Here is a 22,286-nt window from a genome sequence, read left to right on the forward strand (position 1 = left end):
CGGGACACGCTCCCGAACACTGGGCCTTGATCGTTTGAGGGGTCAGAGCCCCACGGGCAATTAGCGGGCAATTAGGCCACGGGCACGAGCTTCCCGGCCGCCCCGTCGTCCCCCTCGTCCTCGTCCCGCTTCCGCTCCGCCTCCATCAGCGCGTCGAAGCCGTCCGCGATGGCCCGGTCAGCGTTGTTGGAGCGGTGCTGGTACCGCAGCGCGGCCCGCTCGTTGTCGTGCCCCATACGCGCCATGAGGTTGCGCAGCGAGACGCCCATGTCAGCCGCCAGCGTGTTACCTGTGTGCCGAAGGTCATGGAAGTGCAGGTTCGGGACGCCGAGTGCCTCCACCACGTGGCGCCACCGCGTGGCCTTGTTGAACCCGCTCCGCCGCAGCGGCCCGCCCTTGACGCCGGTGAAGACCAGGGCGTCATCACCGGCCTTGGTGTACTTCTCCAGGTGCGCCACCAGGTACGGCACGATGGCCGCCGGAATGGCCACGGTTCGCCGCCCGGCCTTGGACTTGGGAGGTCCGAGAAGCATCTTGCCGTTGGCCTGCTCGACGTACGCGGCCCGTACCCGGACGGTGCGGTTCACGGTGTCGATGTCGCACCGCCGGAGCGCGGTGATCTCGCCCCACCGCAGGCTTGCGAACGCGGCGAGCAGGATGAACGCCCGCAGCCGGTCATCCTGCACGGTGTCCGCGTGCCCGTCCTCAGCCAGTTTCCACAGCGCCCGCTCGGCTGCGAGCCGGGTAGCGAAGGTCTGCGGGAACCGCCGCATGACCCCGCCCTTGACCCGGTAGCGCACGCGGTACTCCCCCGAGTCCAGCTTGCGGAAGTTGCCGACCGGCCGCACACCCACCCGTTCGGCCAGCTCGAAGACCTGAGCGACGGTGAGCGTGGGACGTTCGGGCGCCGTCTCGGTGCCGGCCCCGCGGACCTGGCACGGGTTGCGGTTGAGAAGCTTGTCCTCGACGACCGCCGTCATGAGCACGGCCCGCAGCAGCCGATACGACTTGGCCGCCATGCTGGCCGACACCCCGGCGTCGAGCAGCTCCGACCGCCAGTCACGCACCATGGCCGTACTGAGCTTGCCAAGCTGCACCCCGCCCAGGTAAGGCGCGATGTGCTTCTTGAGAAGCCACCGGTACAGCTCCACCGTCCGAGGCCGCAGACCCGCCCGCTGGTCGATCCACTTCGCCGCGTACTCGCCGAGCTTGATCTTGGCCCGCTCCGGGTCGGACCACTCGCCCCGGTAGATCTGCGTCTCCACCAGCGACAGCCAGCGCTCCGCATCGCTCTTGCGCTCGAAGGTCTCCGGCGCGAAATGACGCTGACCGGTCGGCCCGATGTAACTGGCCGACCAGCGGCCCGAGTCGCGCTTACGGACGTTGCCGAACCGGCGGTGACCCGGCTTGTTCCCCTTGGCCATCAGGCAGCCTTCCAGACGTCGGACGTGGTCATGGGCTCGACGAGGCCCCCCGCGATGTACTCGCGGAGCGCCGACTCAGGGATGCGGACGTAACCGCGCTTGCCCGGCTCGCCCAGGCGGACGAAGCGGATCCGCCGCTCCGCGATGAGCCGTCGAGGGAACCGCTCTGAGGTCGACAGCACCTCGGCTGCCTCAGCAACGGTCAGCAGTCGTTCGCCGAGGTCGATCGGTGACACGTCAGGCTTGGCTTTGCTCATGCGGCTCTCCTGTCGGTCGAGGCGGGAGGCGGAAGGGGTCTTCCGGTGAGTGCGGCGGTGACGAGTGCTTCGCCGCGTGTGAGTCCTTGGCTGTGGAAGCGCCATTCGGCGACGGTGATGATCAGGTCCGGGTCCTGGTCGTCGGGCGGTTGCCAGCCGGGGTCCTGCTCGCGGATGTAGGCGATGCGGGCTTGGCGGAGTGCGCCGAGGGTGGTGGAGTAGCGGCGGGATTTGGTGGAGAAGTGGCCGCGGAACCCGAGCATGTGAGCCCACTGGGCGAGCCGCAGGTCTGCGAACTCCTCCAGTTCGCCCAGCCGCAGGCATTCGCTCATGAGGCGCCGGGCGTGCGGAGTGATGGGCAACTCGTCCAGGTCCTCAGCAGGGCGTAGCCGCCGGTCGAGGGTGCCGACGCATTCGGCGGCCTTGGTGGCGTACTTGGCGATGTAGCCCGCCACCGCCTCTTGCGTCAGCGCGCCCGAGGAGGCCGTGAGCGCCCGCACGTCCACCTGAGAGCCCCAGGCCAGCGATCGCGCAGGCATGCCGGGAGCGGCCGGGGTGGTGACCGATACGGCTGCCGCAGCGTGCCGGACGGCGTCCTCCAGGAGGCCGACGTTCGCCCAGCCGGGCGGGAGTGTGGTCGGTCCGGCGGGTCCGTCGAAGCGGATGACGGCGTGGAAGTGGACGACGCCGCGCCGCTGGTATTCGGCGACCTTGGCGAAGGAGACCGCGAGCGTCTCGCGGAACTCTTTCTGTGTAAGTCCGGCGGCTTTGGCGAGGTAGCGGCGGAGCGCGAGGGTGAAGCGTCGCCACAGTTCCGGGGCGAGGGCGTTGAATAGCACCGTCCCGGCGTGGTCATAGCAGTCGGGGCACAGCGGTTCGCCGAGGCGAAGGTCATGTTCGTCATGGCGGACGCCGCAGGAGGCGACCACGCCATGCGGGCATGGCTTGGCGCCGCGGCGGGGGTGGCAGCGCTCGACACGTCCGCCGGGCTTGGCTCGCCGTGCATGCACGGGGCCGAACGAGGGCGCGGTCAGGGTGACGAACGCGGCCGGGTGCCCTGACACCGTGTCGGGTACGCCTTTGCCGCCGGCCAGGCCCGCGCGGATGAGTTGGTAGGTGTCGGCGCGGTAGATCTCGGCGCAGGCGGGGCAGCGGGAGGCCCGCCGGGTCTTGCAGGCCACCGGGAGTGCCCCGTCCGGCTCACGGTCGGTGGTGTAGCGGTGCAGGAGTTGGCCGGTGCCGGTGTGGATGTGGTCGACGGTGCCGGTCAGGAAGACCGGCTGTGCGCATCCGCCGGTTGCGCGGGCGCGGGCCGCCCACTGGGCGAAGTCGGGGCGGTCGAGGATCTTGGCCATCAGCCGGGCGTCGTGTGGCGTGATGACGGGGTGAGGCACGATGGGGAGGTCTCCTTACCGTTAGCGGTTGGGGATGGCCCCCGACGTGGCACGGAACTTGGCGGTTGTGTGGCCACGCCGGGGGCGCTCAGAGCTATTGGCAGTGCCCGAGGCCCGCGCAGTGCGGGCAGGTGTCGCCGTAGCCGTCGAGGCCGGTGCCGCCGCAGTTGCAGCACTGCCACCACTGGCCGAGCGGGGCGAGCGGGCGCGGGAAGGTGATGGCCGTTCCGGTCGCCGGGTCCTGTGCAATCACCTCGCCGGACCCGCAGGCGGCGCACGCGGGACCGCCCCGCAGGCCCAGCAGACCCACCCAGGTCAGGCCGCCGGTGGTCACCTGGCAGGCACGGCAGCGCAGCCGCCAGGCCGCCAGCTCACGGGCGGGCATCAGGCCACCTCACCGGCGACGCCGGCCCGCATGTTGTCGGCGTAGCTGTGCAGCGCATCAAAGGCGGCCATGCGGCGGGCCGGGACGTGCGTGGCTTCATAGGTGACCGGGCCGAAGTGGCGCCGTGCGATGTAGTGGCCGCCGTCGCGGGTCTCGTCCAGGACGGGGACGCCCAGCTCGTCAGCAATGCGGTCGATTTCGGCGCGCTGGCGCATGTCGGTGGTCCCGTTCACGCTCACGCCGGACGGGACGCCTAGCGTCCAGTCGAACCGGGGGACGGGTACCCCGGGGTTGGCCTCCAGGAAGGCCGCCAGGTCGACCAGGCCCGCGATCATGCGGTCCCGGTGTGCCATCTCGTCAGCGTCGAGCGCGGGAGTGTGGTCGGTCATGGTGATCTCCTTGAGGTGAGGTGTTCAGGCGGGTGTTTCGGTGCGGAGTTGGCGGAGGAGGTCAGAGGCGAGCTGGTTGGACACGCCCAGGCGGCCCCGGAGCGCGTCACGGGTGATCGGGCGGCCGTGCTTGGCGCGGTGCTCCTCAGCGACCCGGCGGGCGAAGTCGAGCAGCGGAGCAGCCGGACCAGGAGCAGGAGCCGACGCAGCGGCGGGAACGGGGATCTTGGTTTGCTCGTCCTGCTCGTCCGGGACAGGGGCGGGTTCCGGGCGCGGTTCGTCCGCCACGGCCGGGGACGGCGCCGGGACATCGGGACGGCCGAAGGACGGCGGGACGGGCATCGCGTCCGAGGACGGGACGGCGGACGGCGCGGGCCAGGGGCCGGACGCGCGGCGTTCCAGCATCGAGACGGCGACGAGGAAGGCGCCGGCGGGAGTGGCCGCCGACAGCCAGCCCCACACCGACGGTTCGGCTTGGGCGAGGTTGGCCGCCAGGGACAGCAGGATGCCGCCGACCAGGACCAGCGTCGGCCACGACAGCCGCGCCGTGTCTCGTTCGGTGCGCTTGTCGCGCTGCCGCTCGCGGGCCGCCATCACGCACGTGAGGTCGATGCAGACGGCGACGGCCCAGGCCATCCAGCCGCCTTGACCGTGTTCGGCGGCGGTGTCGCGGATGTGGGTGAACGATCCCGCCGCCGCGATGGCGGCCAGGACGAGCACCGGCCCGGAGTCGGCCACCGCAGCCACCAGGCGCCGGGTCATCGCGAGCCCCCGGCGGCCGGGACGGACGAGGACGACACCCAGGACGAGCCGGGATGGACGAGGACGGCGCCAGGACGGAGACGGAAGGAGAGCGCGAACATGGGCACCTCCGGGACGGTTTCGGGCATGGGAGGGGTAGGGACCTGGCGCGATCAGGGCTCACGCCGAGCCGAAGGAGGGGGAGGGTTAGGCGGCGTCGATGGCTGGGGGACCACCGATCAGGTCATCCCAGGACGGAGCCAGAGCCGCGAAGTCGAGGGCGGCCTGTTCGGCTTCTTGTTCGGTGACGTGCACGGCGCGGGCTCGATGCCAGGTGCCGTCCTGGCCGGCGACCACCGCGACGCCGGGAGTCTCCGGGGCGATGGAGCGGGCGACGTCCAGCGCGGCCGGGTCGAGGTCGCCCAGCGCCATGTTCGCCGTCTCCGGGTCATTGACCCGGTGGCACACCCGCCCGGAGAGCTGCGCACGCAGCGCGGTCACCCCCGGGCCCAGGTCGGAGCCGACGCGCTGACCGCAGATGATCAGGAAGACCCCGAACGCCCGGCCGAGCTGCGCCACTCGCAGCAGCGCCGTACCGGTCTTGGACACCTCGTCCTTCTCGGACTTGTCGGCCATCAGGAACAGTTCGGCCACCTCGTCCACCAGCGCGACGACCGGCACCGGCCGCACGGCGTCGGGAAGCTTCCAGATGTTGCGGGCACCGTGCGCGCGGCAGACCGCCATCCGGTCTTCCACCTCGGCCACCAGGTCGGCCAGCAGATCCACCGACTCTTTGCGGGTGGTGGCCAGCGCCGACAGCCGCGGCGCGTACGGGGTGAACTCCACCCCGCCCTTGAGGTCGAACCCGATGAGGGCCACCGGCTGAGGAGCCAGCGCCCTGATGACCGCGTTGGCCAGGTTCGACTTCCCCGACTGCGTCGCGCCGACGATTAGCCAGTGCGGGACGGTGCGGAAGTCCATCACCCACGGTTCGCCGTTCTCCAGCACCCCCGGACGCACCACCAGCAGGTCACCCGAGCCGCCGCCGGTCACCGTGACGAGCTGGAGCGGGTCACGCCGGGTGGCCAGCAGACTGACCCGCTTGGGCCCGTCCTCCAGCACCCGCACGCCATGCGCCCGCCACGAGTGCGCCAGCCGCTCAGCGACCTTGGCGTAATCGTCGGGCACCTGCCCGTCGAGCAGCTTGACCCGCAGCCGCCACCCGTACGGAGTCGGGAGCATCAGCCCCAACCGCGGAGCCTGCTCGACATCCACCCGCCGCACCCGCCGCTTGTGCTCGACCACCGTCGCCGCCGTCCGGGCCGCCGGCCCCACGACCGGAATCGCGTCCAGGGTGACCCGCCAGGCCCGCTTGCGGCGGGTGAGCTTGCAGCCCGAGGCCACCGAACGCCAGGTGAGGTACACCCGCACGACCCGGATCGGGAAGGCCACGCCGTACCAGAACGACAGCGGCGACCAGCGCGCCCAGGCCCAGAGCCCGGCCGCCGCAGCGGCCAGGACCCCGAGCACCGGGTAGAGCGTGGAGGCGTCCATCAGGCAGCCGCCGCAGCCTCGCCGCCGACCGCCACGACCCGCTCCGCGCGGAACGCCACGCCCGAGCGCCGCTCACCGTTGAGCGTCTGCTCCCAGTAGAAACCGACCAGCCCGACCGGCGTCACCACCTGGCCCAGCGCGACGCCGGGGTCACCGGTCACCGCGACCGTCAGCAGGTCGACCCGACCCGCCTCGTTCGAGCACGACAGCCCCACCTGATAGACCGCCTCGCCGTTCTTGTCGAGCTTGACCTCTCCCGTCTCCTGGCTCACCAGCTTCGGGCGCGGCGGCGAGACGCACACGAACGCCAGGTTGGACAGGTCGATGGGCATGTTGCGCATGTCAGCCTCCGGGGCTTGAGGGGTGTTTCTAGTTACAAAGATACCTAGGTACCTTGATAAGTCAAGCGAGTGGCCGATTTTTTCCTTAGGTACCTAGAGACCTAGCCGTAGGCGTACACTGCCTGACATGGGAAAAGGCCCGGTGGACCGTCGCAAGCCGTACGTGCGCATCGCTGACGAGCTGCGCCGTGACATCGCATCGGGCCGGTACCCAGTGGGGGAGACACTGCCGCCAGGCGCCAAGCTGGCCGACATCTTTGACGTGTCCGGCATGACCGTCAGCAACGCGATCGCCGTTCTGAAGGAAGAGGGCCTGGTCACGACCCGGCAGGGAGCGCGAGGGGCAACCGTCATCGCCACCCCGGACATGCGAGACGCCGAAGAGGCCCCGGTGGAACGGAGTGAGGAGTTCACACTCCTCTTCTCACAACTCCAGGAAATCCGGGGCCATCTCCGGCGGCTGAGTTCCAGGCTGGACGAGCTTGACGAGCGGACACGGGACCTGTGAGCCGAGTCCCGGCGTAGCTACCCGGCTCTCCTCGCGAGAGCTGCCGGAAGCGGCGTAATGCCAGGCCCGCAGCACACAGGCGGGTTTCTAGCTCTCTCCGGACGGCTCAGGCTCAACGACGATCACCGTGAGGGCGAAGAGGGCGGCCAGTTCGGTCAGGGCCGCCGCGCCGTCTCCGCCGAAGTGGTGATGGACCACCGAGGTGAGCGCCGTTGCTGCGCTGTCGCGCAGGGAGCAGCCCAAAATGATCTGGTAGCAGGCGCCCCGGCGCTCCACATGCATCAGCCGGTGCACGTCTTCCACCGGGTAGCGGCGATGACCGCCCGCGGTGCGAACCGCGGTCAGCCGGCCCGCTTGCTCCCAGCGGTCCAGCGTTTTAGGGGAGACACCGAGCAGGGCAGCCGCCTCTTTGGGGCGGTAGCGTCCTGCGCTGCGAAGCTGCATGCCGTTCTTTCTGTATCCGGGCAGGTGGAAGGCGCGGCGGTGTGGTTACGGGGGTACTCCACACCGCCGCGCCGGTCTCTTACGAGGGGTCAGCCGATGCCGCCCTCACGTTCGGCCGCGATCAGGTCTGCGCGGCCTTCTGCGATCAGGTGCCGGGCGACCATGAGGCCATCGCGCCCGTAGTCCAGGTTCACCGCCGCCGAGTCCACAAGGTCATGGACGCTCCGGCCGGTGTGTGCGCGCGCGACGGTCTCACCCTTGCGGATGGTCTCCAGCCGCTCTTGGAACGGGGACAGGGTGTGCCAGATCTCGTCCATCACGCCCGTCAGGCTTTCCAGCGCCTCCGCCAGGTCCGCCGGGGACAGCTCCTCGGCATCGCGCACGGACCCCACCCGCACATCGAAGGCGTGATCGGACAGCCCGCCGATCCGGTCCGCCACGCTCGTTCCCACCGGCGTGTGCGGGACCGGAGCGGGTTCGGTCCGACCGTGCCCGGCACCGTTGGCGCCACGGGCGCGAGCAACCAGCCGCTTGAGTCGTGTCGTCAGAGTCATCGTGGCCGCCGCCTCCTGCGTCGCCGTGCCGGAACGGTGCCGATGCCGCCCAGCACCGGCAGATCAGTGACCGGGCCCCGCTCGATCGGCCAGTGCTGCACCTGCACCACCCCGGGCGGAACCAGGTGAAGCCCGCCGAACAGTGCCGTGATCTCCTCGTGCGTGCGGAACCGCGAGCCGGGCGAGGTCGACCCGGCATACACCCGCTCCACCTCGGCCACCGTCGAAGGATCGGCGCCCGTGGAGCACACGTGCGAGATCACCACCGCACTGCCCGGCACCAGGCGTTCAGCGAAGGCCGCCACGATGCCGGCCGGGTCCTCCTCGTCGGCGATGAAGTGCAGCACCGCCACCATCAGCACCGCCACCGGCTCTTCCCACTCGATCCACTCACTCAGCCCCGCGATCACGGCGCCGGGGTCGCGGATGTCACCGGGCAGGACCGACATCCCAGCCGGCCCCTGCGCGTGCGCCAGCACCACCGGATCATGGTCGACGCCGACCACCACCGCATCGGGCATGAACCGCCGCGCGGTGTCCAAAGCGTTCGGTTCGGTGGGGAACCCGGTGCCCAGGTCGATGATCTGCTCTATGCCCTGTTGCGCGCACCAGGCCACCGCCCGCGCCATGAACGCCCGATTGTCCCGCGCCGCCCTCGGAATCGACGGCGCCACCTTCTCCACCGCTTCCGCCGCATCCCGATCTTCGGCGTAGTTGTCCTTGCCGCCCAGGAACACGTCGTACATGCGCGCCGTGGACGGCCGCCGCATCGTGTGCTCCAACGCCTCTCGCACATCGAACGGCGCCCCGTCAGGCACCACCGGCGGCACCTCGGAGGGTTCATCGAAGCGCCGTGCCATCACTCCACTCCCCGCGCCAGGACACGAGCCAGCACGGCCGGTGCCTTGTCGACCTCATCCACCGGCACCAGGCCCTCACCGGTCTCGGCGTCCCGGTACCACCAGCGCCCCCCGACGCGTTCGGCCTCCACGTCCACCGATCGTTCCGGCCGGTCCACGTGGATCACGTTCAGTACCGGCGCCGCCCCGTCCCGGCTCACCACCCCGCACGCCAGCCCGAACGGCCGATCCACCCCCAACGGCTCCGCCGACCGATGCACCAGCACCGCATCCAACGCCGCCAGATGCAACCGACCCTCACCCAGCGCACCACTCAGCCGGTGTCTTCCAGCCGGTTGAAGACCCTCGTCCACCATCGCCACATCTCTCTGTGTGTTCGGATGTTGAGCTGTATTCAGGGCGTGGCCTACGCCGAACGGGCGTGCTCGGTGGACGACGTTTCGAGGACGCGGGCCGCGATCTCCATCGAGCGGGCCTGGAGCCAGTTGAGTTCCGCCGTGACTTCGGCGAGTTCGGCGAGAAGGAGGTGGCGCTCTTCCTCAGTCAGCTTGACCGCCTTCCGCAGGGTGTTGCTCCGTGAACGCGGCATGTCCAGCCGCACGACCTTGTCTTCTGCACGCCCACGAGTGCTCATGGCATCTCAGAGTGCTCGGTGATTACGGGCTTTCCCATGTCCCGCCACCGACTCAGCACTGAACTTGCACCGCACCCAGGACTGTGAACAGCACATACGTGCTGCCACACTGGGGCGCATGGCGGAACTCAACGGCGCACCTGTGGGCCCCGATGAACTGAAGGCCCTAGCGCTTATCAACTACGGGCACTTCACCTCCATGCGTATGGAGAACCATCGCATTCGGGGGTTTTCGCACCATATAGAGCGCCTTGTTCGCGACTGTCAGGTTCTCTTCCGCAGCGAGTTGGACCGGGATCAGGTCCGCGCGTACGTGCGGCAAGCCACCGCAGACGAAGAAGGCTCCTTCGTGGTCCGGGTCACCGTGTTCGACCCCGATCTAGAGCTGGGCAGGCCGGGAGCGCCAGCAGGGCCGAAGATCCTCGTCACGACCAGGCCGGCGGGCACATGGCCGATGGCCCCTCTCCGAGTGCAGACGGCCCAGTACATGCGAGACCTACCGGAGGTGAAGCACGTTGGCCTGTTCGGTGCGCTGTGGCACCGACGTAGCGCCCAGCTCGACGGCTTCGACGATTGCGTGTTCGTCGATGCCGAGGCGTACCTCTCCGAGGGAGCAACGTGGAACATCGGCTTCTACGACGGCGAGCAAGTCATCTGGCCTAACGCCGAGGTCTTGCCCGGCGTGACCATGCGTCTCTTGCAGCAGGTACACGACGCGTCCGCGCTGGGCCCCGTGAACATCGCAGACCTTCCCCGCATGGAAGCCGCATTCGCGACGAACACCGCGATAGGCGTACGCGCAATCACCGCCATCAACGAAGTGGAGTTCCCCGGAGAGCATCCCGTTCTCAAGACGCTCCGCAAGGAATACGAAGAGATCCCCGCCGAAGCCGTCTGAGTCCAGCCCTCCCGGAGACCACGACATGCCCCCCACAGTCCAACGCTGGACAGGTCTTGAAGCACGCGCACTACGCCAGGCCAAGCGCGCGAGTCAGGTCGACTTCGCCGCCGAACTGGGCGTTAGCGAACGAATCATCGTCAAGTGGGAGAAGGCCGGGGAGAAGCTGACTCCGCGGCCGGTCAACCAGCAGGCCCTAGACACCCTCCTCGCCGCCGCGAGCGCCGAGGTCCAGACCCGGTTCGCCGAGATGGTCGGCTTGACGACACCGAGCGCACCCACGCAGGATCCGGGCGTGACCTCTGATCAGCCCGCGAGCCCCGAGCAAGAGCCGTCCATCCCCGTCGGAGACGAAGACCAGGTCAGGCACCCCATCGACGGCAAGTTGATGACCCTCGTGCCGTCCGGCGTCTACTTCGCCGGCGAAACCAACGAACCGGCGTACCTCCAAGCCTTCTATATCGATGTGTTCCCGACCACAAACGCCGACTACGCACGGTTCGTTGCAGCGACCGACTACAAGCCGCCGCAGCACTGGGAGAACGGGGAAGTCCCAGAAGGGCTCTCAGACCACCCCGTCGTGTTCACCACCTGGCACGACGCCACCGCCTACGCCCAGTGGTCCGCCAAGGCCCTGCCGAGCGCCCAGCAGTGGGAGAAGGCCGCCCGAGGCACCCGAGGCGACATCTACCCATGGGGCAGCCAGCGAACGCCCGCCAAGGTCAACTGCCGCGAGGGCGGAAAGCGAAGCACAACCCCCGTTGACTGCTACGCAAGCGGCGTGAGCCCATACGGCGTCTACGACATGTGCGGCAACACCTGGGAGTGGTGCTCAACCGAGTCCGAGCCGGGACGCTACGAGCTGAAGGGCAGTGCCTTTACGAGTCCGTTCCTCCGCTGCACACCGTCAACCTTCAACGACGCAGCAGCAGACATGCTTGACGACGACACCGGCTTTCGTTGCGTCACCCCAGCCGAGACCATGCGAGCCCTCCTCAACATGAGAGACCGTCCAAGCCAGTCCTGACGACAGCCCAGGCCACGGGGCCGGATGAGAACTTTCATTACGTCTTCAAGGGCGCCGCTTCGCGCCGCCGGCGGCCGCCCGCCCTGGCGCGCCGGGCGTGCGGCCTGTTCCGTCCGATCCCGGCGCGCCAGGGCGGGCGGCCACGGGACTGATGAAAACTTGCTAAGCATGATCTTCTTTTCGATTGCCGACTCACATGTGCACCTTGTGGCATGCTGACTAGCATCTGGCTAAGGGCCTCAGATCGGAAGCCGACTCTTGAGCTACTGCAGCGGCAACCAACCCATCGAGGAGGAACATATAATGCCCACCGAAGCCGACATTGTCGAAGCACTAAAAAGTTCACTATCTATAACCGATATTCAGCCACTTCAAGTGGGAGGACAAAAAGCGGTCTACTCTTGCCGTCTCGAAGGGGTCAAGGCTGCCGCGAAGGTCGTTCTATTGCCCGATGGGCCTGATTTCTTGCATGTTTTCGAGCGCGCGCAGCGCGAAGTTGAAATCCTTGCCGAAATTGACTCGCCACGCGTCGTGCGTGTACTGACTGAAGCGGTCGAGGTAGCGGATCAGGCAGGAAAGCCGATGGCTATAGCTTGGCTGGAAGAATTTTTGGATGGCGCCGACCTGCGTAGCAAACTCGGCCCCCTTTGGGATCCTCGGACGGTAAGCCGAATGCTTGCAGACATAGGGGCAGGACTTTCTGAGTTCCATGCCCTCGATGTTGTTCACCGAGATCTGAGCCCCGCGAATATCAGAGTGCGGGACGACGGCTCCTTCACTCTGATGGATCCCGGGCTGGCGCGCCACCTGGCGAAGACGGCATTGACTGGGCTATTCCAACCTGGTACACGTGGATACAGGAGCCCTGAGCACGTGCCAGGAGGTGATGTCCAGCCGGCAAGTGACATTTTCGGTCTAGGTATTCTCGCTTTTCAGGCTCTCACGGGGGCGCTCCCTGTAGAACCCGGCGGTACGGAGGACGAATATTTCGCTAGGTTGCGGACTCAAGACGTTGCCTCTGTGCGCCTCAAGAGAAACGACATCCCTGACCCCCTGGTAGACATTGTGGACAGGTGTCTGCAACGCCAGCCCGCGAGACGCTACCTCGATGGCGGCGAACTCTTGTCCGACCTAAAGGAGATCGAACAGCTGTAGTAGCCCGGCTCGACCCGAAAGAGATGCTGAATGGGTGTTCTAGTCCAAGACGGCCGACGGGGTGGTCATCTCGGGTGGTGCCAGACTGCAATACGCGAATCACGCGCTACTGGTGTGATCATCAGTCCTTTTGCTACTCCGCGTGTGCCTCAGCCCAGGTACCAGGATGCGTCTGCTGTGGTCGCCGGCCTCCCGGGTAACGAGGTTTTGTTCGATCCGACCACTCATGCTCGCCTGCTACCTGGGACGAATCTACTAAAGCTGTACGACACCTGGGAGTTGTGGGGGCCAGCGGGCATTGGACTGGACACGGTTGCGCGCAGAATAGAGCACGTTGACCGAGTATTTCAGCACCAAGGCGAATTGGGGGTACCTAAACTATCTCCTACCATTGCTCTGACTTCACCGACGTCATCTGACGCGCTACACGCGATCGAAACGGCTCAGGTGGCGAGGGGGCGAGATCGAGATTGCTATCAGGCGCTCGCAGGTGATCGCGCATTCTTTGCTTCAGGGCCTGACCTTGATGCTCATGTTGGACGACTCGCAGCCCTTCGCGCCTCTACGTGGGTTGTTACCATGACAAGCAATGGTGCTGTGGAGAGTGCTTCAGACGCTTCGGCTACAACAGCATTTGTTGGATGGTTGCGAACTATTCACTCTCTGACCCAGAGGAGTCGAGTAATAGTTGCTCAATCTGACTTGCTCGGTCTTCTGGCCGTTGCCGCGGGTGCAGACACAGTCGGCTCTGGCTGGGATCGGGCAATGCGCTGTTTTGATCCGGCTGCTTATCAGCAGTCATCGCCCGCTATTCGAATCCCGGCATCCTATGTAACGCAACACGGGCTTGTGGCCGTATTGAGGCGCACTATCGCTGATGACATCGAACGCTTGAACCCTGAGTTGGCCTCTCAGTTGCGTCACGGCGCAATGCCGGCTGACGATACTCGTGAACGGTGGCATCACCTGCGTATGCTTCGCGAGCTAGTTGATGAGATCGCGATGGAGGGCCAGCGTCGAGCAAAAGTTGCGGCGCTACGTCGACGTTATGAAGCGGCGCAACATCAGTTCAACGAACTCACTGGTCAGGTTCGTCTCATGGGGCGAAGTGATCGTGAGATGTGGATTGACGCACCCTATAGGGCCTTGCAGCAATACGCTGAAGCCGAAAACCTATGGTAAGGCAAGTTAGCTAGCGCCTCCCTTGAGTGAGGCGACCAAGTGCTCGCTGCCCCACAATCTTCGCGCTCCACTAAGTGGTCGGATTCTTGGGCGCACGATCCATCGTTCAGCGGTAGCGAGCCCGACGCCTAGGTTGACGGCGGATTCAATCACTGGGGTAGGATCTCGCGGGAAATGTGCGAGAACAAGTGCGCTAGCGTCGCACCATCCTTGATATCTAAAGGCCTGTGCCAATCCTTGGCGCCAGTCACGCACTTTGGCCTCCAAGGCGTACAAGCGACCGACAGGCGTGAGAGCCGCAGCTCTGAGTGCTGCCCCATTCTCTATAGTTACGGCCCCGCTGGCGGTCAATCGGCGCAGTAGACGCTCGGTTGTAGAAACATCTGAGTCGAGCAGGTCAGGGATTCGATCAGTTGCTATCGGCCGTCTGGTATTAAGTATGCTCACTAGCCGTGCCTCACCCCAGCGCAGAAGGGGCGCGATTGGACTAGCTAGACGTACCTCGAAGGCCTTGCCTGGGTTGGGTAGGGCAATGAGGTCTGGCACGCCTGACGGGCCGGGGAGTTCGCTCACCAGCACTCCACCACGATGAGCGCCAGGAAGACGCGCAGCCAGGTCACGCAGTGCGGAGTCCAGCGCCGCCTCTGCCGTCGGCGCGAACCTGACTCCCGGCTTGCTGGTGCGACTCGTGTACTCGACGAGCGCATCCACCGAGCCACCGCCAAAAGTGAGTGCGTCCTTGGGCATGAGTTAACATTACACGCTGTGACATAGGTCACGTCCAGGGGGGGTTAGTATCACTTTTATTACTATATTTGGTTATCGCATACGGTTATGGCCAACGTGGTCAACTGATTTATTTGCGGATAATTTATGAAAGTCGAATGTGCGGGTTAAGGGCTGCCGCGGGGCTTCCGGTGCTCGCGCCGTGGCCGGCCCTGCGCTCCGGGTCCCCTTGCCCTCGGATGAGTGGGCGCTGTGGGCAGCGTTGCCCACACAGGTGCTAACGGCGGGCCTGGGCAGGCCTGGACGTTGGGGGAACTGAGGGGGGCTTGCAGCAGGTCAGGAGACCGGGTGTGGATCTTGTTCAGTGGTCTCCTAATGAACTGGTCTCAGCGCGGCTCACGGTCATGCGGGTAGGTCGTCGGTATGGGAACCGGTGCGCAGGACCCCGTCAGATACAACCGGGAGCAGTTCCGTAAGCTCGGACGACCTCAGGAGCCATGCGAGGTATGTGGGGGCGTGGATCACCCACGTGTCCGCGACCACTGTCATTCTCATGGCTGGATACGCGGGATCCTCTGCAACTACTGCAACGGCCTCATGCAGTCGATCGATCGAGGCGCCTTCCCAGGGCGCCACACCCGGAACGCCGAAGACTGGATGTACGTCCAGCACTGGCTCAGGTGCCCAGATTGTCGAGCCGCGGGGTGGTCAGAGACGGCCCGCTGTAAGTGTGATCATTCAGAGCCTGTCTTGAGCCGCTACAACTGCACCGAGCCCCCTTCCTGCCCTCCGTGTCCGTGGGTCGGGACAGGCTTCAGACCGGAACGTTGACGGCAACCTTGACGGCAACGACACCAACCGACGGGCACCACTGACGCACGTCAGGCACCGTCCTACCTCGGTGGACGCCACCGCCGCAGGGTGGTTGTTGCTTCTGAAAGCGGACGGTCGGTGAGCGGCCGGCAGGTGACGTCGCATGGCTCTGTCGGCTTCGCTGGCCAGCCCCACGCGCCTGTGTGCGGGCGAGACAAGGGGCGTGGGCGGGCGATGAGTGCGGACGAGAGGCCAGGTCAGCGACAGAGCGGCGGGCAATTAGCGGGCAATTAGCCAGGGTGATCTAGGGGTACTTACGGTCACTCGTGGGAGGGCTGGAAGGCAGGTCAGCGGCCCCAGGGGGCGTGATCGGTTTGGTTCCCAAGCTGACAGCGCGGGTTCGATTCCCGTCACCCGCTCCACAAAGAAGGCCCAGGTCCGGGACATGATCCCGAACACTGGGCCTTGATCGTCTCTGCTTCAGACCCTCGCCGGGCCATCAACGGGCGATCAGCCTCCACCACCACCTGGACTCCGTCCACGCTGGCGTGGCTGTCGATGAACGCCGCCCACCGGACCCGTGCCCGGCAGCGGTCCTGACGAAGGCCCGGGGAGAGGTGCCGAGGGTACTCTGGCCGGGTACTCGCACCGACCCGACCGGAGGCACCGGGAACCATGCCTGCGATGACCCTCCCCCTGCCGTCCGGTGACACCTGGACTCGGGCGGACTACGAGGCACTCCCCGAAGACCTTCCTGTACGTGTGAGCCTCGTCCACGGAGAACTCGTCGTGAGCCCACGGCGCCGCCCGATCCACCAGCGCATCGCGCGGCGCCTGGCGACCCGGCTCGAAGATGCAGCACCGGACGCCTGGCAGGTGGACACGGACGTGGATGTGCTGCTGGACGATGACGCGACGGAGCCGGTGGAGATCGCTCCCGGCATCGTCGTCTACTCGGCCGAACACGACCCGTACGAACGTCCTATCCACGCGGAGTCGGTCACCCTTGTCGCCGAGGTGGTGTCACCGTCTACCAAGCGCAAGGATCGACGCATGCAGCCGACCCTGTACGCAGCGGCCGGTATCCGGCACTACTGGCGAGTTGAGACCGACCAGACTGCACCGGCATTCGCGGTCCACACCTACGAACTCGACGACGCCACCGGTTCGTACGTTGCCACCGGCGTACACCACGACCACATCACCGCAACGCTGCCCTTCGCCCTGGACATCGACCTCAAGGTCGTCCGCGGACGCTGACATTCAGGCTGCCTACCGGTTGGATCCGGGAGCCTCGGCCGGCCGGGCACCAAACTCCCGTCTCGCACCTGTCCATCGGCTTGCCTCTGTAACTCCAGAGCGATGCGTTAACGCCCCAGTTCACGCAGGACGAGGATGCTCGACGGTCTATCGGCGCGGGAACAGATCTCTTGGTCGGCGGTGTTCCCGAGGGAACCGAAGGCTCACTCGGTCCAAACGCCTGAGATCGCCCATCGCTGGACACGCCCTACGTAACGAGTAGCGCGTCTGAAGCCCGGCACACCGATGACTACGACCAGGACCCCGAACGCGAGCATGTACGGTGCCCGTTCCGCTCCGTCGCGTCTTTCCTGCACGAGATCGTCGTAGTCACGGGGGCCATAACCGCCGAAGCACATGTACGGTCCGTCTGGAGGCACCACCTCGCCGCCGCACTTGATCGGCCGGTCAGCCACATAGATGTCACGGGCAGCGATGAACACCATCATCGCCCCGCATCCAATCAGCAGGAAGAAGAACGCGGACAGCAGCAATGCCGCGATCGCACGCGGGCGTCCGCCGGGGGGTGCGGACGGGCGAGACATGATTGCGCTCCCTGCCTGGCAAGGTCAATCAGCAGGATACTAATCGGCAAGGTTCAGCACTGCCGGGTTTCGCGACCCCAGCCAAGGGAGCCGGAGAGCGCTCCCGCCAGGACCCGTCTGTCACACCGTCCTGCCGTTCGCGCGGATGAACACTTCGGACCGATGCGGGGTCCGTGCGGGGGGACAGGGCACAGAGCCCAGAGAGTGCCAGGTCGGCGGCTTCACCGCCGTGCAATTAGCGTGCAACTAAGGACGGATGGGGCCCTGGCAAGTCACTCAGGCGAGGAAAGCAGGCTCGTCGATCAGGTAGCGCCAGGTTCCGTCCGCCTGGCGTCGCGCGACCTCGACTGCGGTCCCGTTTCTGTCGACGCGTTTGCCGTCGTCCCCTGTGCCGCGCAGTCGCCAGTCGCACGCCAGCAGAGCGATCTCGCCCATGGCGACCACCTTGCGGGTCCGCAGTTCCAGCGCCAGGTTCAGTGCAAGCAAACGGCGGTAGTGCTCCCGGATCGCGTCGATGCCCTGGAGCCGTCCTCTCCGCCCGGCATCATAGGTGGCGCCGTCTTCGTAGAGGCTCATGACCCCGGCGAGGTCGCCGTCGGTGAAGCGAGCGGCCATGAGCCGATGCAGCTCTTCGGGACCCATCGGGTCTCCCTCCATGCCGTCCTGGTAGCGCTTGCGCGGGCCAAGGCGATCACGCCCGGGAACCCGGGGCCGGCAAGATCACTACAGCCCAGTATTTCCCACCCGCCCGACGTCGTGTAGCTGCCCTACAGGACAGTTGTCGTCATGCTTGTCCGCGGCCCGTCACCTACGCCCGGGACAGTCCTGACCGCCCCCTCGATCACACCACGGCTACGAGCTTGAAGCGGGAGTTCCGCAGTCGTCCCAGACCCCGCGGGCCGGTGCGCGCGATTACGCGAGGCGGTCTGTCACACCTTGCTTGCCGCTCGCTCGTTCTCCTGGAGAGGCGACTCTAGGGCGGATCACGAGCATTGCATCAGGGTCAGGGTGGGACGGTGATCGCATTGTGTGCAGGTGAAGATGTACAGGTCGCCAGTGTCACCGATCATGATCTCGGCCGGTGCTTGGTCAGGGACGAGATCTATCTGGGCGGGGCCGTCGTTGACGTTGCCCGGATGCCAGCCGATGCGCCCCTCCGGCCCCGGGGCCTCCGCTCCCGTCGCAGGGTTCTCTTCGGAGGTGTTAGCGGGCTCCGGTGGCCAGGCGCACCGCCAGGGCGACCAGAACGGCCCCGGAGACGCATTCCAGCCGGCGTCGTACCGGGGGGCGCTGGAGGAAGCGCCTGGCCTTGGCGATCAGACCTACGATCGCCAAATACCAGGCCAGGTCGATTACCGTTGAGGTGATCGCCAGCAACAGCAGCAGCAACGTCGGCGCTGGTGTGCCCGCAGGAACGAACTGCGGCAGGAACGCCACCGCGAATACTCCGGCCTTCGGGTTGGCCAGGTTGGTGACCAGGCCCAGCCGGTAGCTGTGCCACCTGGAGGGGCCCGGCTCCTGGTCGACTTCTGGTCGTTCGGGCTCGCCTCGCCACGCCTGCCAAATGATCTTGAGGCCCAGGAACACCAGCAGGGCGGCACCGGCGATCCGCATCACGTCGTAAGCCAGTTGGGACGCCAGGAGCAGCGCCGAAAGGCCGAGCGCGGCCGTCACCGACCACAGCAGCCACCCGGTCTCGTTGCCCAGCACCGTTGCCACACCCGCCGACCGCCCGAAGCGAATCGACTGACGCATGATCACTGCCGTGGTCAGGCCAGGGGCCATCGAGACCAGCAGGGCGGCCACCGCGAAAGCGGCCAGGTTGTTCTGCATGCGCATCTCCCTACCCCAAGGCGGGTTGGAGATGACAAGGCAAGCCACCGTGATTTGGCTCGACGCAGCAGGTGGCCGGGAATTGATTTTCGATCTTGCGGGAGGATTATCGGCCGGTTTGGGGACCGTTCCCGGACAGGTTTCCGGAAGGGCCGGGATTTGCTTGGTTCGCGATTCAGGTTTCAGACATGAGGCCGAGAGCCGTCAGCGCTGCGGGAGCGGCCGCCAGGACCACGCCCAGCAGTACGGGGCCGCCTACAACGCCGAGAGCCGTGACGCTTTTCCGTAGCTGATGGCGCCGCGTGTAGGAGACCGTCAGGACCCCGTATCCGGTGGCCAGCAGTAGGAAGAAGAGAACGTAGGCCGCTCCTGCCATGGTGAGCTGGTCGGTGCTGCCCATCAGGCCCGAAGCGATGCCGACCGCTTGCACAAGGCTGCCAAGGACGTACACGCTGAGCAGGGTGAACGCCCCCCACAGCAGTACGCCCAGACGGGCGGGGGACAGGAGCCTTGGCGGCTGGGTGACCGACAGGATCGCTACTGCCGCGCCTAGCAATTTGAGGGCGACGACGAGCCAGTTCATCACGGAGATCGCGGAGGCGTGCTCGGCATAGGGGCCCTCGGCGAAGCGGTCCGTCATCTCGAAGACGACGTTGACTACTGCGAAGCCGATGCAGGCCAGAGCCACCAGCGCGGCTGCCACCGTGACGACGATGCCGGGGCGTGGCCGGGTTTCATGGCGGTCGGGTGCGCGATGAGTCGAGGCCATGGCAGCAGTAAATCCAGGTCGGAGGGGGTGCATCCTCCCCCGTCCGGGGGAAATCCGGCTTCTCGGGTTGGACGAGCTTGCGGCGTACTGTCGCGTGGCCGGCCGACCGGGTCAGAGGAGGGGCTGGAGTTTGTGCGTGAAGCGGTGCATGTGAGGGTCCCGGGTGGCGATCGGTGCGGCGAGGAGCCCCGCGGGACTCATCCAAGCGATGCTCGCGAACTCGCGGCGGTCGAATGACGTGATGTCGCTGGTCGACCATCAGTACGTGCCCGTGCTCGATCAGGACGGCGTAACTCACCAGGTGGACGGGCGGTACGTCGGGTTTCCGCGTCCGATACAGGGGAGCCCCGCCGGCGATCCAGTCCATGGTCTTCCGGCGATGCCGTTCCTCGATCTCGTCCCATGGTTCGAGGTCCCTCAGGAGTCGCAGGAGGTGACGTCGTTGATCGGGCATTTCCGCATCAAGCCGGATACGGCGGATCTAGTGCGTCCGGTGGGCGCGCTGCCAGGGGTGGACGGGGGTTCGGTGGTCGGCGTTCAGCGAGTGGAGCGGGCACGGCCGGCGGGGTTCTCGCGGGCAGAGGACGGATGCCTCGGTGGCGGTGGCGCGGTACAGGCGGTACGGGGACGGGGCCGTGACGTCGTCCAGCGTCAGCCCGGTCGCCCCTCGCGTCTCCGGACCGGGGTAGATCTCCAGGCCGCGGTCCAGGTCGCGGCCGGTGAGTTCGGTGGCCGTCGCCGAGAGGTAGATCGCGCGCCCGTGGAACGGCGGCACCTGCGAGTCGAAGATGACCATGCTCACCTCGGGGCGCCGCGCGATGTTGCCCGAGTGGACGGCGGCGTGAGAAGACACCCAGTAGTACTCGCCGTAATCGGCCGTCGCGAAGTACACGGGCGACACCCACGGCCGGCCCTCGGCGTCGGCGGTGCCGAGCGTCATGTACAGGTTGGCGTCGACGAGGGCGCGCGCGTGCGCGTCGAGGTCGTCCACTAGCGGCGTACCTTGAACGCCAGGTGCAGCACCCCGTCGCCCTGGAGGACAACGTGGGGATGCTCCAGCAGATGCTGCCCGTCGATGCCGCCGAAGTAGCGCTTGCCCGACCCGAACACCACGGGGACGACGTCCATCGCCACCTCGTCCACCAGGCCGGCCGCGAGGATCTGGCCGCCGACCTCGCCGGCGTTGACGCTGACGGTCCGTTCGCCGGCGAGCTCCTGGGCCTTGGCGATCGCGGCCGTCACGTCGTCGACGAAGTGGTACGACGCCTCGGGGTGCCAGCCTTCGGGCTTGGGGCGGTGGGACACCACGACCACGTGGTCGCCCGCGGGCGGCCGGCCCTCCCAGCCGTTCACCAGGTCGAACAGGTGGCGGCCCATCACGATCGTGCCGATCGACTCCCACGCCGGCCGGACGTAGTCCGCCGACGCCTTGGAGACCTTGAAGGCGGTTCCGGCGCCGGAATGGTCGTACCGCGAGTCGCCTTCGACGAGCGGGACGTCCCCGTTGAAGTACCAGTCGTGGAGGGGACCGACCTCATCGTCGTCGTCGGCGATGAAGCCGTCCACCGACATGACGCTGTGCATGACCACGGTGCCCACGGGGTCCTCCTCGTCGCGTCCGCTTGCGGGTTCGCTCCGATCTTGCCTTCCCCGGGGGCGGGCGGGCATGTAAGAAATCAATCGGCGGGCATCGGGCCGCTGTCCGGCGGGAATCCCTTCTCGGCGGGGAATCGGCGCCGCAGCGCCAGGTATTCCGTGGGGGTGTGGCCGGTGAAGTCCTTGAACTCCCGGCTGAAGTGGGCCCGGTCGAAGTATCCGGCCGTCTGGGCGAGTTCCGACCAGTCGACCGGGCGCAGGGCGTCCACGGACAGGATCAGGCGCGCGAAGCGGTAGATCCGCGCCACCCGTTTCGGGGTGACGCCGACATGGGACTTGAACAGCGTGGCCAGGTGGTTGCCGCTCACCCCGGCGGCGCCGGTCAGCGCACCGACGGGGAGCGTGCCGTGGGACGCCTCCAGGCGCCCGCCCGCGTGCCGGACGAGGTCGAGCCCGTGCGGCGGTGCGCCGGCGAGCCGCGAGAGCAGTTCCGTTTCCAGTGCCCGCAGGATCTCGGTGGACGTGCCGAAGGCGCCGACCTGGTCGCGGATCCGGTCCACGGAGCGCCGCCAGACGGCGTCGACCGGCACCCAGCGGTCCCGCAGCTCGGTCGCCGGCATGTCGATGAACGGCGACAGCCCCCAGGGTTTGAAGTGCACCCCGACGAGTCGGACGTTCGGGGGGTATTCGACGAGGAAGCGCCTGGTCCACAGACCCATGAACCATCCGTCGGTGAGCACGGCCGGCGGCACGGAGGGGTCGGAGTCCCAGAGGCGCGCGGGCCCGCCCAGGTTGATGAACAGGTGCGCCGACGGCATCGGCGGAACGTTCATCCGGGGATGGCGCGGCTCCCCGGTCAGGCAGTAGACGTCGTCGATGAAGCGGTCGAGCGGTGGGGCGGGCACCCGGCCGACGTACCTCATGGACCCAGTGTGGACGCCGCGGGCACGGTTCGCGA

The 22,286-nt window shown here is 66.9% G+C and carries 27 protein-coding genes; 7 read left to right on the plus strand and 20 right to left on the minus strand.

The window, feature by feature from the left end:
• Positions 1 to 71 precede the first annotated feature (71 nt).
• The 8 genes from ACA361_RS28915 to ACA361_RS28950 all read right to left on the minus strand — a co-directional run bounded on the left by ACA361_RS28915 (position 72) and on the right by ACA361_RS28950 (position 6,485).
• Positions 72 to 1,424 (minus strand): tyrosine-type recombinase/integrase, encoded by a 1,353-nt coding sequence (locus ACA361_RS28915; protein WP_375017053.1) that lies wholly within the window; start codon positions 1,422 to 1,424, stop codon positions 72 to 74.
• A complete protein-coding gene (locus ACA361_RS28920) occupies positions 1,424 to 1,681 on the minus strand; it encodes an excisionase family DNA-binding protein (protein ID WP_375017055.1) in 258 nt (85 codons plus the stop codon). The genes ACA361_RS28915 and ACA361_RS28920 overlap by 1 nt, the downstream gene beginning before the upstream one ends.
• A complete protein-coding gene (locus ACA361_RS28925; RefSeq protein ID WP_375017057.1) occupies positions 1,678 to 3,075 on the minus strand; it encodes a replication initiator in 1,398 nt (465 codons plus the stop codon). The genes ACA361_RS28920 and ACA361_RS28925 overlap by 4 nt, the downstream gene beginning before the upstream one ends.
• Positions 3,076 to 3,169: 94 nt before the next feature.
• A complete protein-coding gene (locus ACA361_RS28930; RefSeq protein ID WP_375017060.1) occupies positions 3,170 to 3,460 on the minus strand; it encodes a hypothetical protein in 291 nt (96 codons plus the stop codon).
• A complete protein-coding gene (locus tag ACA361_RS28935; RefSeq protein ID WP_375017063.1) occupies positions 3,460 to 3,849 on the minus strand; it encodes a hypothetical protein in 390 nt (129 codons plus the stop codon). Before ACA361_RS28935 ends, ACA361_RS28930 begins: the two co-directional genes overlap by 1 nt.
• Positions 3,850 to 3,873: 24 nt before the next feature.
• Entirely contained in the window at positions 3,874 to 4,611 is a 738-nt protein-coding gene (locus ACA361_RS28940) for a DUF2637 domain-containing protein (RefSeq protein WP_375017066.1), read from the minus strand.
• 186 nt (positions 4,612 to 4,797) lie between these two features.
• A complete protein-coding gene (locus ACA361_RS28945; protein ID WP_375017069.1) occupies positions 4,798 to 6,144 on the minus strand; it encodes an FtsK/SpoIIIE domain-containing protein in 1,347 nt (448 codons plus the stop codon).
• Positions 6,144 to 6,485, minus strand: coding sequence for a hypothetical protein (locus ACA361_RS28950; RefSeq protein WP_375017072.1), 342 nt, complete (start codon positions 6,483 to 6,485; stop codon positions 6,144 to 6,146). The genes ACA361_RS28945 and ACA361_RS28950 overlap by 1 nt, the downstream gene beginning before the upstream one ends.
• A gap of 127 nt (positions 6,486 to 6,612) precedes the next feature.
• Here ACA361_RS28950 and ACA361_RS28955 point away from each other — a divergent pair, with 127 nt between their 5' ends.
• Positions 6,613 to 6,993: a GntR family transcriptional regulator gene (locus ACA361_RS28955; RefSeq protein WP_375017075.1), complete on the plus strand. Its 381-nt coding sequence runs from the start codon at positions 6,613 to 6,615 to the stop codon at positions 6,991 to 6,993.
• 87 nt (positions 6,994 to 7,080) lie between these two features.
• On the opposite strand, the gene ACA361_RS28960 is transcribed toward ACA361_RS28955, so the two are convergent.
• The 5 genes from ACA361_RS28960 to ACA361_RS28980 form a co-directional block, all read right to left on the minus strand.
• Positions 7,081 to 7,437, minus strand: coding sequence for a recombinase family protein (locus ACA361_RS28960; protein WP_375017078.1), 357 nt, complete (start codon positions 7,435 to 7,437; stop codon positions 7,081 to 7,083).
• A gap of 89 nt (positions 7,438 to 7,526) precedes the next feature.
• Positions 7,527 to 7,877, minus strand: coding sequence for a hypothetical protein (locus tag ACA361_RS28965; protein ID WP_375017080.1), 351 nt, complete (start codon positions 7,875 to 7,877; stop codon positions 7,527 to 7,529).
• A gap of 110 nt (positions 7,878 to 7,987) precedes the next feature.
• On the minus strand, positions 7,988 to 8,851 hold the full coding sequence (locus tag ACA361_RS28970) for an SAM-dependent methyltransferase (RefSeq protein ID WP_375017083.1): 864 nt from the start codon (positions 8,849 to 8,851) through the stop codon (positions 7,988 to 7,990).
• On the minus strand, positions 8,851 to 9,084 hold the full coding sequence (locus ACA361_RS28975) for a hypothetical protein (protein WP_375017086.1): 234 nt from the start codon (positions 9,082 to 9,084) through the stop codon (positions 8,851 to 8,853). Before ACA361_RS28975 ends, ACA361_RS28970 begins: the two co-directional genes overlap by 1 nt.
• Positions 9,085 to 9,257: 173 nt before the next feature.
• A complete protein-coding gene (locus ACA361_RS28980) occupies positions 9,258 to 9,485 on the minus strand; it encodes a hypothetical protein (protein WP_375017087.1) in 228 nt (75 codons plus the stop codon).
• Between the two features lie 118 nt (positions 9,486 to 9,603).
• On the opposite strand from ACA361_RS28980, the gene ACA361_RS28985 reads away from it, so the two are divergent.
• The 6 genes from ACA361_RS28985 to ACA361_RS29010 all read left to right on the plus strand — a co-directional run bounded on the left by ACA361_RS28985 (position 9,604) and on the right by ACA361_RS29010 (position 16,546).
• Entirely contained in the window at positions 9,604 to 10,383 is a 780-nt protein-coding gene (locus ACA361_RS28985; RefSeq protein ID WP_375017089.1) for an aminotransferase class IV family protein, read from the plus strand.
• A 25-nt stretch (positions 10,384 to 10,408) separates the two neighbouring features.
• A complete protein-coding gene (locus ACA361_RS28990; RefSeq protein ID WP_375017092.1) occupies positions 10,409 to 11,410 on the plus strand; it encodes an SUMF1/EgtB/PvdO family nonheme iron enzyme in 1,002 nt (333 codons plus the stop codon).
• Positions 11,411 to 11,713: 303 nt separating this feature from the next.
• Entirely contained in the window at positions 11,714 to 12,565 is an 852-nt protein-coding gene (locus tag ACA361_RS28995) for a serine/threonine-protein kinase (protein WP_375017095.1), read from the plus strand.
• A gap of 765 nt (positions 12,566 to 13,330) precedes the next feature.
• Entirely contained in the window at positions 13,331 to 13,747 is a 417-nt protein-coding gene (locus ACA361_RS29000) for a hypothetical protein (RefSeq protein WP_375017097.1), read from the plus strand.
• 1,149 nt (positions 13,748 to 14,896) lie between these two features.
• Positions 14,897 to 15,304 (plus strand): endonuclease domain-containing protein, encoded by a 408-nt coding sequence (locus ACA361_RS29005; protein WP_375017100.1) that lies wholly within the window; start codon positions 14,897 to 14,899, stop codon positions 15,302 to 15,304.
• 666 nt (positions 15,305 to 15,970) lie between these two features.
• On the plus strand, positions 15,971 to 16,546 hold the full coding sequence (locus ACA361_RS29010; protein WP_375017101.1) for a Uma2 family endonuclease: 576 nt from the start codon (positions 15,971 to 15,973) through the stop codon (positions 16,544 to 16,546).
• A gap of 203 nt (positions 16,547 to 16,749) precedes the next feature.
• Here the strand turns inward: ACA361_RS29010 and ACA361_RS29015 are convergent, their stop codons facing one another.
• The 7 genes from ACA361_RS29015 to ACA361_RS29045 form a co-directional block, all read right to left on the minus strand.
• Complete coding sequence (locus ACA361_RS29015; protein ID WP_375017104.1) at positions 16,750 to 17,130, minus strand: hypothetical protein; 381 nt, start codon at positions 17,128 to 17,130, stop codon at positions 16,750 to 16,752.
• Positions 17,131 to 17,406: 276 nt separating this feature from the next.
• A complete protein-coding gene (locus ACA361_RS29020) occupies positions 17,407 to 17,772 on the minus strand; it encodes a YybH family protein (RefSeq protein ID WP_375017106.1) in 366 nt (121 codons plus the stop codon).
• Positions 17,773 to 18,333: 561 nt separating this feature from the next.
• Entirely contained in the window at positions 18,334 to 18,963 is a 630-nt protein-coding gene (locus tag ACA361_RS29025) for a LysE family translocator (protein ID WP_375017108.1), read from the minus strand.
• 175 nt (positions 18,964 to 19,138) lie between these two features.
• Positions 19,139 to 19,732: a hypothetical protein gene (locus tag ACA361_RS29030; protein WP_375017110.1), complete on the minus strand. Its 594-nt coding sequence runs from the start codon at positions 19,730 to 19,732 to the stop codon at positions 19,139 to 19,141.
• Between the two features lie 481 nt (positions 19,733 to 20,213).
• Positions 20,214 to 20,723, minus strand: a complete 510-nt coding sequence (locus ACA361_RS29035; protein WP_375017113.1) for a pyridoxamine 5'-phosphate oxidase family protein — start codon at positions 20,721 to 20,723, stop codon at positions 20,214 to 20,216.
• Positions 20,723 to 21,331, minus strand: a complete 609-nt coding sequence (locus tag ACA361_RS29040; protein ID WP_375017115.1) for a dihydrofolate reductase family protein — start codon at positions 21,329 to 21,331, stop codon at positions 20,723 to 20,725. The genes ACA361_RS29035 and ACA361_RS29040 overlap by 1 nt, the downstream gene beginning before the upstream one ends.
• Before the next feature lie 77 nt (positions 21,332 to 21,408).
• Positions 21,409 to 22,251 (minus strand): DUF6597 domain-containing transcriptional factor, encoded by an 843-nt coding sequence (locus tag ACA361_RS29045; protein WP_375017117.1) that lies wholly within the window; start codon positions 22,249 to 22,251, stop codon positions 21,409 to 21,411.
• Positions 22,252 to 22,286 lie beyond the last annotated feature (35 nt).

Origin of the sequence: Actinomadura sp. 21ATH (assembly GCF_041951345.1) — a bacterium.
Lineage (GTDB): Bacteria > Actinomycetota > Actinomycetes > Streptosporangiales > Streptosporangiaceae > Spirillospora.